The organism is Acinetobacter sp. COS3 (genome assembly GCF_000475335.1).
GTDB lineage: Bacteria > Pseudomonadota > Gammaproteobacteria > Pseudomonadales > Moraxellaceae > Acinetobacter > Acinetobacter venetianus.
Window position 1 is genome coordinate 33,687 of sequence record NZ_AXCD01000027.1, and the last position, 11,406, is coordinate 45,092.

At 40.8% G+C, this 11,406-nt stretch carries 12 protein-coding genes; 2 read left to right on the top strand and 10 right to left on the bottom strand.

Annotated features, from left to right (window positions below; genetic code table 11):
* Nucleotides 1-5: 5 nt before the first annotated feature.
* The gene (thrS, locus tag IO68_RS27750) at nt 6-1,928 is read right to left on the bottom strand and encodes a threonine--tRNA ligase (protein ID WP_019385175.1); all 1,923 of its coding nucleotides are present in this window, start codon (nt 1,926-1,928) and stop codon (nt 6-8) included.
* A 250-nt stretch (nt 1,929-2,178) separates the two neighbouring features.
* Between thrS and IO68_RS27755 the strand changes: the two genes are divergently transcribed.
* A complete protein-coding gene (locus tag IO68_RS27755; RefSeq protein ID WP_023013678.1) occupies nt 2,179-3,822 on the top strand; it encodes an acyl-CoA synthetase in 1,644 nt (547 codons plus the stop codon).
* A gap of 39 nt (nt 3,823-3,861) precedes the next feature.
* Here the strand turns inward: IO68_RS27755 and yjgA are convergent, their stop codons facing one another.
* The 9 genes from yjgA to mazG all read right to left on the bottom strand — a co-directional run bounded on the left by yjgA (nt 3,862) and on the right by mazG (nt 10,520).
* Nucleotides 3,862-4,398 (bottom strand): ribosome biogenesis factor YjgA, encoded by a 537-nt coding sequence (gene yjgA, locus IO68_RS27760; protein WP_004881780.1) that lies wholly within the window; start codon nt 4,396-4,398, stop codon nt 3,862-3,864.
* A 3-nt stretch (nt 4,399-4,401) separates the two neighbouring features.
* Complete coding sequence (locus tag IO68_RS27765) at nt 4,402-4,671, bottom strand: HPr family phosphocarrier protein (RefSeq protein ID WP_004881777.1); 270 nt, start codon at nt 4,669-4,671, stop codon at nt 4,402-4,404.
* On the bottom strand, nt 4,668-5,519 hold the full coding sequence (gene rapZ / locus IO68_RS27770) for an RNase adapter RapZ (RefSeq protein WP_007479521.1): 852 nt from the start codon (nt 5,517-5,519) through the stop codon (nt 4,668-4,670). The genes IO68_RS27765 and rapZ overlap by 4 nt, the downstream gene beginning before the upstream one ends.
* 20 nt (nt 5,520-5,539) lie before the next feature.
* Nucleotides 5,540-6,385 carry a pantoate--beta-alanine ligase gene (panC, locus tag IO68_RS27775; RefSeq protein WP_023013679.1) on the bottom strand — a complete coding sequence of 282 codons (846 nt, stop codon included), beginning with the start codon at nt 6,383-6,385 and terminating at the stop codon, nt 5,540-5,542.
* A 3-nt stretch (nt 6,386-6,388) separates the two neighbouring features.
* Nucleotides 6,389-7,198: a 3-methyl-2-oxobutanoate hydroxymethyltransferase gene (gene panB / locus IO68_RS27780; RefSeq protein WP_031234833.1), complete on the bottom strand. Its 810-nt coding sequence runs from the start codon at nt 7,196-7,198 to the stop codon at nt 6,389-6,391.
* A gap of 39 nt (nt 7,199-7,237) precedes the next feature.
* Complete coding sequence (gene folK, locus IO68_RS27785) at nt 7,238-7,726, bottom strand: 2-amino-4-hydroxy-6-hydroxymethyldihydropteridine diphosphokinase (RefSeq protein WP_023013681.1); 489 nt, start codon at nt 7,724-7,726, stop codon at nt 7,238-7,240.
* Nucleotides 7,723-9,177, bottom strand: a complete 1,455-nt coding sequence (pcnB, locus tag IO68_RS27790) for a polynucleotide adenylyltransferase PcnB (RefSeq protein ID WP_023013682.1) — start codon at nt 9,175-9,177, stop codon at nt 7,723-7,725. Before pcnB ends, folK begins: the two co-directional genes overlap by 4 nt.
* Before the next feature lie 139 nt (nt 9,178-9,316).
* Nucleotides 9,317-9,745 carry a ComEA family DNA-binding protein gene (locus tag IO68_RS27795; RefSeq protein WP_023013683.1) on the bottom strand — a complete coding sequence of 143 codons (429 nt, stop codon included), beginning with the start codon at nt 9,743-9,745 and terminating at the stop codon, nt 9,317-9,319.
* Nucleotides 9,714-10,520, bottom strand: coding sequence for a nucleoside triphosphate pyrophosphohydrolase (gene mazG / locus IO68_RS27800; protein WP_023013684.1), 807 nt, complete (start codon nt 10,518-10,520; stop codon nt 9,714-9,716). The genes IO68_RS27795 and mazG overlap by 32 nt, the downstream gene beginning before the upstream one ends.
* Before the next feature lie 97 nt (nt 10,521-10,617).
* Here mazG and IO68_RS27805 point away from each other — a divergent pair, with 97 nt between their 5' ends.
* Nucleotides 10,618-11,394, top strand: coding sequence for an SDR family oxidoreductase (locus IO68_RS27805; protein WP_023013685.1), 777 nt, complete (start codon nt 10,618-10,620; stop codon nt 11,392-11,394).
* Nucleotides 11,395-11,406: the final 12 nt, after the last annotated feature.

The following is an 11,406-nucleotide window of genomic DNA, read 5'->3' on the forward strand; positions in this document are numbered from 1 at the left end:
CTTTATTACTCCACAATGTACCGGCCGCGTTCGGCAACGGCAGATTTCACTAGGTCAATAAATGCATCTACTGACATAGTACCTAAATTTTTTCCTGAGCGAGTACGCACATTGACTGTACCTTCTTCAACTTCTCGGTCACCAAGAACTAGAAGGTATGGAATACGCTCTAGAGTACGCTCACGAATCTTAAATCCGATTTTTTCATTTCTCAAGTCAGAAATAGCACGTAGACCATTTTCTTTGAGTTTTGCGACCACTTGCTCGCTTGCTTCAGCTTGTGAATCAGTAATGTTCATTACACAAGCTTGGATTGGTGCAAGCCAAGGTGGCATGAAGCCCGCATAGTGTTCAATTAGTATACCAATAAAACGCTCAAAACTGCCAAGAATTGCACGATGCAACATGACTGGTTGATCACGATCGTTGTCTTCAGTGACATAAGAAGCATCTAAACGGATTGGCAAGTTGAAGTCACATTGAATCGTACCGCACTGCCATACACGGCCTAAGCAGTCTTTCAATGAGAATTCAATCTTCGGTCCATAGAATGCACCTTCACCTGGTTGTAAGTCCCAAGCTAAGCCAGCATCGTCTAAAGCATCTGCTAAAGATTTTTCAGCCAAGTCCCAAAGTGCATCGTCACCTACACGTTTTTCTGGACGTGTAGAAAGTTTCATTTGCACTTCTTCAAAACCAAAATCTTTATAAACATCTAAAGTCAGTTTAATGAAGTCAGCAACTTCTTTACCAATTTGTTCTTTAGTACAGAAAATGTGTGCATCATCTTGTGTAAAGCCACGAACACGCATAATACCGTGTAAAGAACCTGATGGTTCGTTACGGTGACATGAACCAAACTCCGCTAAGCGAATTGGTAAATCACGGTATGATTTCAAGCCTTGGTTGAAGACTTGCACGTGACATGGACAGTTCATTGGCTTCACTGCATAGTTACGACTTTCTGAATGTGTCGTAAACATATTCTCAGCATAGTTTGCCGCATGCCCTGATTTTTCCCACAGAGTAAAATCAACAATTTGTGGTGTCTTAATTTCTTGATAACCATTGTCTTGTTGAACTTTACGCATGTATTGTTCAAGCACTTGGTAAATCGTCCAACCATTCGCATGCCAGAACACCATACCCGGCGCTTCCTCTTGCATATGGAATAAGTCTAATGCTTTACCAATTTTACGATGGTCACGCTTTTCAGCTTCTTCGATACGTTTAATATAAGCAGCTAACTGCTTTTTGTCCGCCCAAGCCGTACCATAAATACGTTGTAGCTGTTCATTCTTTGCATCACCACGCCAGTAAGCGCCAGAGATTTTTGTGAGCTTAAATGATTTTAAGAATTTAGTGTTTGGTACGTGCGGACCACGGCACATATCCAAATAATCTTGATGGTAGTACAAGCCCATTTGAGTTTCCTCTGGCATGTCTGCAATCAAGCGTAGTTTGTATTCTTCTCCGCGCGCAGTAAATTCAGCAATCACTTCATCGCGTGGTGTCATCTTTTTAATGACATCATAATCTTGATCGATGAGCTTTTTCATACGCTCTTCAATCGCCGCCATATCATCCAAAGTAAATGGACGAGGCATCCAGATGTCGTAATAGAAACCTTCTTCGATCACAGGACCGATTACCATTTTCGCTTCTGGGAACAATTGCTTAACTGCATGTCCTACCAAGTGCGCACAAGAGTGACGAATGATTTCTAAACCTTCTTCATCTTTAGGGGTAATAATCTGAACTGTTGCGTCTTCTGTGATTAAATCACAAGCATCCACCAAGCGATCATTGATACGACCTGCAACGGTATTCTTTGCAAGACCCGGACCAATGCTTTGAGCAAGTTCCATCACGGAAATCGGTTGATCAAACTGTTTTTGATCACCATTTGGTAAAGTAATGATTGGCATAATAAAATCCTTAAGGAGTGATGCCCCGCACAATGGAGCATATCACCGCGAGATTATGTATTGAGGAGAACCTCAAAAGATAAAAAACGGCGGATAAAAAAGTATCCAAGATTTTACACAGGTTTAGCTGAGGATGAAACCTCTGAATCAGAAAAACCCATATACAAGACTAAAGCCTAAATGATTTAGACTAAACGACACACTATGTTTATATAGATATAAAAGACAAGAACACAAATGGAGTTAACACATGGTTAGTGCATATGATGAGTTACCGCGGACACCCGCGAATTTTGTTGCCTTATCCCCATTACGTTATTTAGAACGTGCTGCTTATATTTACCCTAATCAAGCAGCGATCATTCATGGTCAACGACATATTACATGGCAACAAACCTATCAGCGCTGCCGTCAATTTGCACATCAACTCTCTAATCTTGGTATTAAAAAGAACGATACGGTTTCCGTATTACTTCCGAATGTGCCTGCAATGATTGAAGCACACTTTGCTGTGCCGATGAGTGGTGCTGTTTTAAATACACTCAATACTCGCCTAGATGCGAAAACGATTGCCTTCATGCTGGAACATGCAGAAACCAAAGTCCTGCTAGTCGATCCTGAGTTCAGAGCAATCGCAGAAGAAGCACTGACACTTGTCACGCGACAAATTATTGTGATTGATGTATTTGATCAAGAATATGAAGGCGAACAGATTGCACTTGGACAATATGAGTATGAATCATGGTTAGCAGAAGGCAATCCAGAGTTTGATTGGTTATTACCTCAAGATGAATGGGATGCGATTAGTCTCAACTATACCTCAGGTACTACGGGCAACCCTAAAGGCGTGGTTTATCATCATCGTGGCGCTTATCTAAATGCAGCAAGTAATATCTTGGCCTGTGGCATGAAGCCTCGCGCAGTTTACCTTTGGACACTACCATTATTTCATTGCAATGGCTGGTGCTTTGCATGGTCAATTGCAGCCAGTGGTGGAACCAACATTTGTTTGCGCCGTGTAGACCCTGCACTCATTTTCAAATATATCGCTGAACATAAAGTCGATTATTTCTGTGGTGCACCGATTGTTTTATCGATGCTAATCAATGCCCCGCAAGAACAAAAAATTGCTTTTGAACATCATGTTGAAGTCATGGTCGCTGGGGCTGCCCCACCCGTAGCAATCATTGAAGGTATGCGAAATATTGGCATTAACGTCAATCATGTTTATGGGCTAACTGAAACCTATGGCCCTTCTGCACTTTGCGCATCACAAGCTGGATGGAGTGATTTATCTATTCAAGAACAAGCGCAACTACATTCTCGCCAAGGTGTCCCTTATCCATTGCAAGACAGTATGCGCGTTCTCGATCCTGAGACTATGCAGCCAGTTCCAAATGATGGTGAAACCATGGGTGAAATTATGTTCCGTGGCAACATCGTGATGAAAGGTTATTTAAAAAACCCTCAAGCAACAGAAGATGCTTTTAAAGGTGGTTGGTTCCACACAGGTGATTTAGCCGTTTGCCACCCAGATGGTTATGCCAAAATCACAGATCGCTCTAAAGATATTATTATCTCAGGCGGCGAAAACATTTCATCATTAGAAGTTGAAGATGTACTGTATCGCCATCCAGCAGTTCTTACAGCAGCGGTTGTTGCAAAACCTGATGAACGCTGGCAAGAAGTGCCATGTGCATTTATTGAGTTAAAACAAGGTGCTTCTGCATCATCTGAGGAAATTATTGCACACTGCCAAAAAGAGCTTGCACGATTTAAAGTCCCAAAAGATGTTGTGATTACAGAGATTCCAAAAACATCGACAGGAAAATTGCAAAAATTTATTTTAAGAGAATGGGCAAAACAAAGAGCGACAGGCGAGTTTGGTCATTGATAGACAAAAAAAGAAGTTTCCTCGGAAACTTCTTTTTATTTAACCTTGATCAGAAAGTAATGCCACTTGCTGTACATAGTTCACAAATTTGAGCTTCGAAGCTGCAAGCTCTTCCTCACTCACTTCTTTTTTCATATCTCGATGAATACGCAATACATGCTGGCGTAAAGTATGACGTTCAGAAGCATTAAACACTTTACTAAATTCATTAATTACAGGATCGCCTTGTTCGATCATGCGATCAACCCAACGCATCAATTGCATTTGCTTTTTTGCGCCTTGTTGCGGCGTTAGATAAGATAAAATCGTGCTTTCATCTTCATTACGCAATAGCTTGCCAACACGTTGAAACTGACGACGACGTGCTTCAAATGAACTGATTCTCTGCACTTCTAATAGTGCATCAATTAAACGCTCATCGACAGGAAGTTTTTGAATTTGCTTTGGATTAAGTTGAGCCAATTGCTCACCCAAGGCTGCCATGCGCTGTACTGCTTTTTTTTGCTCAGTTCTGCTCGCACGTCCTTCTAAGGATTCAAAATCTTCATCAGTATAACGCTGTGTACCACGTGCCACTATTTACTCTGCCTCATAAAATTTTGCTGCGAACAGCGTTTGAATTTCTTCCAGTGCTTTATCTTCATCTGCACCGTCAATCACTAAACGAAGCGTCGTGCCTTTACCAGCACCCAACATCAACAAAGACATAATATTTTTTGCATCAACTAATTTATCGCCCTTACCAATTTGAATAGAAGAACGAAATTTGCTTGTCACCTCGATGAGTTTACCAGACGCACGAGCATGTAAGCCGAGTTTGTTAATTACATCAATTGTTGTGTCTATCATGACCAGTGCTTCATTTCTCTATGTAAGATTTGGACAGACCATTTTGCCTCGAGGGCCTGTTTGAGTCTATCCACAATATAAACCGAACGATGCTGACCACCTGTGCAACCGACAGAAATAGTCATGTAATGCCGATGCCCTTCTGCAAAAGCAGGTAACCATTTTTCCAAGAAAGCATAAATATCCTCAAACATCTCATTAGTTTGTTGACTACTTTCTAAAAACTGGCGTACAGGCTCATCTAAACCCGAAAAGCGGCGTAATTCTAAATCCCAATGTGGATTTGGTAAATGGCGTACATCAAAAACATAGTCCGCATCTAACGGAATGCCATGCTTATAGCCGAATGATTGTAAAATGACAATCAATTTATCAGACTGCCCAAGTTTAGACAGCAAGATATGTTTTAAATCATGGACACTTTTATCTGTTGTATCAATATGCACTGTGGAGCGAAATTGTATCGGAATTAAAAGCTGTTTTTCTTCCTGTATACATTGCAACAAGCTATTGAAACGACTTGCTAATGGATGAGGTCTTCGTGATGCACTAAAACGTGCAATCAAATCCTGATCCTGAGTAGTCAAATAGATAATATCGACTGAACCATGTTTTTTTAATTGCTCAAAAACCAGATCAAACTCTTGCATATCTGCACGGGTACTTCGAATATCGACCCCAAGTGCAAGTTGCTCAAGATTATTTTCATGATCCAGCTTTGCCACAATTTCAGGCAGCAACGCCAAAGGTAAGTTATCTATACAATAATAGCCCAAATCCTCAAGTACTTGTAACGCAGAGGATTTACCAGAGCCAGATTGTCCTGTCACGATAAGAATACGCTTCATGGCGTTTTGCCCTTTGTTTTTTATGTTTTAAAGTCAACTTCTAAATTATCAATTAAACGCGTTGAACCTAATTTAGCTGCAACAAATAAAACCAAATTTCGATCAAATTGTTCTACAGGCTGCAAGTTAGGCTGACGCGCCTCCACATAATCCACAACAAAACCAGCTTGTGTCAATTGAGCAGAGATATTTGCTAACACTTCAGAAAGGGCTTTCCTCTCTTGCAATGATTGCTCTGCTTGCTTTAACAAACGGTAAATCGTTGGTGCAATTTCTCGTTGTTCAGCAGACAAATATCCATTGCGTGAACTGAGTGCTAAACCATCTTCAGCGCGTACAATTGGGACACCAATGACTTCAAGCGGAATATTTAAATCTTGTACAAACTGACGAATAACAGCAAGTTGCTGATAATCTTTCTGTCCAAAGAAGGCATAGTCAGGCTGTACAATATTAAATAATTTCGTCACCACCACAGCAACACCATCAAAGTGACCTGGACGAGATTTACCACATAAATCATCAGTGATTTGACCCACACTGATATTGGTCAAACGTGGCTGTGAACCGTACATTTGCTCAACTGAAGGTGCAAAGATAATATCGCAACCCACATCAGCTAATAAACGGCTATCTTGTTCTAACGTTCGTGGATAGCTATCAAAGTCTTCACCAGCACCAAACTGAATTGGATTCACAAAAATACTCACCACGACGATGTCGCAGATCTTTTTCGCTGCACGCACTAAGGTTAAATGACCTTCATGCAAATTACCCATCGTTGGCACAAAACCGATCATTTTTTTGGTATTACGTGCAGGTGCAAGCGAAGCAGTTAAGCCTTGTATCGTTGTTTCTGTTTTCATGAATTAAAGCTCAACTTGGAAAGTATGTTCTTTTGCTGGGAAAGACTGATCTTGCACCGCAACGTGATACGCTTTAATTGCATCTACAATTGCCGTTTCACCCGCTTGTTCTTTCATGAAATTACGAACAAAACGTGCAACTTTACCAAAGGTAAGACCTAACATATCTTGGACAACGAGAACTTGGCCATCTGTTTCATGACCCGCACCAATTCCAATTACAGGTGTATTCGGGAATAACTCTGCAATTTCTTTACCTAATTGTGCTGGAACACATTCAAGCAAAAGTACTGCTGCACCCGCATCTACAACTGCTTGGCAATCAGCAATCAATTGATTTGCTGCTTCGCGAGTTCTCGCTTGAAGTTTATAACCACCAAATACATGTACAGATTGCGGTGTTAAACCTAAATGCACACATACAGGAATACCATTGCGAGTAAGGACTTGAATAAGATCACTTAACCAAGCACCACCTTCAATTTTTACCATTTGTGCGCCGACTTGCATGACGGCTTTAGCACTTTTTAAGCCATCTTCAACAGTTGCATAACTCATGAAAGGTAAATCGGTCATGATTAATGCATGTGCATTACCACGGCGAACCGCCGCAGTATGGTAAGCCATATCTTCTACCGTTACAGGAAGCGTCGAATCTCTTCCTTGGATCGCCATTCCTAGAGAGTCACCGATTAAAATCGTATCAATTTCAGCCAATTCCATAGCTTTAGCCATACTTGCATCGTAACAAGTGAGGCATGAGAACTTGCGTCCTTCGGCTTTAAACTTTCTTAAGTCACTTAGACTAATCATGATGATGTCCTCTACAGGCGTTTCCAGAACGAAACAGTCTTAAGCGGTTGCCCAAGACTGGTCTGCTATTACAGTCAAGTTTGCTTGCTGTACCAGTTCTAAATCTTTTAAAGAATGACCATTTAACTGTAAATGAGCATCTAAATCTAATAAGGGAATAATGACAAAGTCACGATCTAAAATACCAATATGCGGCACGGTAAGACGTTCATTTTGGATCTGCTCTTGACCATAGATCAATAAATCAAGATCTAAGGTTCTTTCGCCCCAACGTCGTAAACGAACACGACCAGCGTCTTGCTCAAACTGCTGTAACTGATCTAACAATGGTAAAGGCTCAAGCATCGTATCTAATCGCACAACTGCATTTAAGTAATGTGGTTGATCTTGTGGCCCCATTGGTGGACTTTGATACAGTCTAGACACCTGAACAGAACCCAATGTTGCCAATTTCTCAACTGCTTCTCGGAGAATTTGCTCAGAATCACCCAAGTTACTACCAAGACCGATATAACTACGAACCGTCATTGTGTTGGCCCAAAAATAACTTGGCTCAAATCACGTTGTACACGTTTCCGTTTCAATATTGGATGATCAGCATTTATTTGCCCTGAATCAGCTGTTGCTTTTTCAATAAAACGGTTTGCTGATTCATCTACACGCACACGCTCTTTTTTCGCGCGACGACTTCTTGGCTCAGGTACATTGACCAAGGGTTCGATTTCAGTCGTTTTAGGCTCATCAGCTTCGACAACTTTGCGACGATTCTTACTACGCTGACGATTATATTGACGAATAGCAGCTTCTTTTTGATCCATGGTCATTTCTTGGTAGTTTTCCCACCAAATGCCCATTCCTTCAGTGCTGTTATCGCCAGATTTCTCACGCAATAGAAGAAAGTCAAATCCTGCACGGAAACGCGCATGCCCAGCGAGTGCTTCAATTTGCTGAGGTTTTGGATTGAGTAAGCGAGTTTGCATTTCCCAAACTTCACGAATAAAAATTTCAGCGAACCGTGGAATGATGGTCCGCGTTGCTTGACGCTTTAATACATCCAGTCCAGCTTGCGCACGCGCTTCAGCGGGCACAACACCTTTGTTGAGATAAAAATCACAACGCTCTAAGAAAGGCTTCCACAATAACACTGCATAAAAGAATGCAGGGTTAATGGTTTTACCGACTTGAATACGTTGATCTGTATTTCTTGCAGCTCGATCGATAAATGCTGTGATCTCAGGACGAATTTCTGCAAATAATTGCTTCCAAACACCAAACTCAATCAACATTGGTAGCACACGACTGAGATGCCCCATCGTGAATAACTTTTGAGATTCATCATATAAACGATGAGGAGAGACATCACGCAATAACTGCGTCATTTCAATATCAAAAACATCGAGAATAGATGGATCAATATCGAAGTTGAGTTTCGCAGCAAAACGTAAAGCACGTAACATTCGCACAGGATCTTCTTCAAAACGCTGTGCTGGCTCGCCTAGAAAACGTAATGTGCGTGTTTTAATATCATCAACCGCATGACAGAAATCAAGCACCACACCTTTACGAGGTTGGTAATACAAAGTATTGATTGAAAAATCTCGACGAGCAAAATCCTGCTCTATCGTTCCCCAGTTATTATCACGCAGAATCATACCAGATGCGCTAGTGACTGCTTTTTTAGGGGGAGCACGGAAAGTTGCAACTTCAATTAACTCTCGACCAGAGTAAACATGAGCTAACTCGAAACGTCGTCCGATAATACGGCAACGTCGACCAAAAACCTCTTTGACTTGAGCTGGAGTTGCATTAGTTACAGCATCAAAATCCTTAGGATTTAAACCTAACATCATATCGCGAACACCACCGCCCACAATATATGCCTCATAGCCAGCTTTAGTCAGGCTATCAATTACATCTAGAATAGAGGATGGAAGTTGAGTTGTGGACAAACCACATTTTGACGCGCGCAAAGTTTGCAAAAGACACTGTCTCCTACGTCAGGACGTAAATAACAATTTGTCGCTAATCATAGCTCTAACGCTCACAAAGGGCAATTTATTCTGTTGAAGTTTCAACAGATCAGCGGCCATGATTAGCAACAGCATTTCATTTTTTCTCTTATAAAATGAGTCGAGCTTTATTCTTTTCAAGCAATTTCGGCCCAATTCCTTTGACATTTACCAGCTCATCAACCGTTTTAAAACCACCATTCTTTTGGCGATATTCCATAATGGCTTGTGCCTTTTTTACCCCAACACCACTTAGACTTTGCAATTGTGCTAAGTTCGCTTGATTTAAACTAATTTTATCGCCTGAAATATTTACAGAAGATGAAAGTTGTTTATTTGTTTGCTGTTGGCTTGGTCTAGATAAATAATAATTATTGTTGGGTTGTTTTGCCAATTGCTGATCTCGTGCTTGCTGCTGTGCTTTCCACTTTTCATAGGATTGATCAAACTGTTGTGCATACACTTGAGAAAAACATCCCAACCATAAAACAATGATAAATAAAAATTTAGGTTTGCTGCGTAGCTGCGGCAAATTCATTCGATGTCCCCTGATGTTTTAATTGTACTTTTGCTTGCTCCCAAAGTTCATCCATCTCTGCCAAACTCATTTCTTGCAAGTCTTTATTTTGTCGTTGTGCTTGTTGTTCTATAAAAGCGAAACGGCTTCTAAATTTATGAATCGTTGCTAACAATGCGGTCTCACTCGACAGGCCAAGTTTACGTCCAACATTAATCAAAGAAAATAGGCAATCACCAAATTCTTCTTCGATTTCATCGGCTTTTTGTGTTTTTATCGCGTGCTGCAACTCACCCAACTCTTCATCTAACTTTCCATAAGCATCTTCTACTGTTTCAAAATCAAAACCCAGTTGCGCAGCTTTCTTTTGTATTTCCTGTGCTTGTACTAAGGCTGGCGCATGTTTGACTTCATCTAATCTAGATTGTGCTTTACCTTGCTTTTCTTGTTGCTTGATTTGCTTCCATAATTCACTGACTTGTTCGGGATTTAAATTTTGATATTGTTCTGCTTGGAAAACGTGAGGATGGCGGCGAATCAACTTTTCACTAATCGCTTCAACGACATCTTGAAAATTAAAAGCGCCCTGCTCACTATACATCTGAGATTGGAATACAACTTGCAAAAGTAAATCGCCCAATTCATTACGGATTTCGTCTAGATCACCGACTCGAATCGCAGCCTCTACCTCATAAGCTTCCTCTATCGCATAACGCGTCAAACTACTTGGTGTTTGTTGTTGATCCCATGGACATTTCTGTCTTAACTCTTGCATGATATTTAACAATTTTTCCATGATCGACTCCAAACTAAAGCAAATTGTTGCAGCTTAAAGCCGCATATGCGTAATATACACGCACTCAAGAAGTATCAATATAAAGTAAGGGAAAGTAATGCAACATAGTGTTTTTATTAGTGGGGCTGCACAAGGAATTGGTGCTGAAATCGCGCGTTTGTTTCACAAAAATGGCTATAAAGTAGGGATCTATGACATTAATGAAGAACTAGCTCAAGTCTTAGCAACAGAACTCGGTACAGATGCAAAAGCTGGTTATCTCGATGTCAGTAATTATCGCCAATGGCAGATTGCACTTCAGGAGTTTAAAAACTGGGCTGGTGAACTCAATATTTTAGTGAATAACGCAGGAATTCTATATTCAGGGCCATTTGAAAATACTGCGATTCAATCTCATCACCGCACAGTAGATATTAATATCAAAGGTGTTTTAAATGGCTGTCATACGGCTTTAGCCCATCTCAAAGAAGCTAGTTTTGCACGAGTAATCAACCTCTCCTCAGCTTCTGCTATTTATGGTCAAGCAGATTTGGCTTCTTATTCCGCAAGCAAGTTTGCAGTGCGTGGTTTAACCGAAGCCCTTGATGTGGAATGGCAAAAACATCATATTCGTGTACTCGATGTTATGCCTTTATTTGTGCAAACCAATATGGTGAAAAATATGGATGCAGGGAGCATTCAAAATATTGGTGTGGATTTAACCCCTGCCGATGTGGCGAAGCAGGTGCTGCATTTGGCACAACAAAAAGATCATGCCCTGATTCCTACACATACCCCTGTAGGTATCAAAACTAAGCTGATGTATCAATTGTCGAGTATTAGTCCACAGTTCTTAAATCGACTCACCAATATTTTCTTATCGAAACGTTCTTAATAAAAAAAAGCT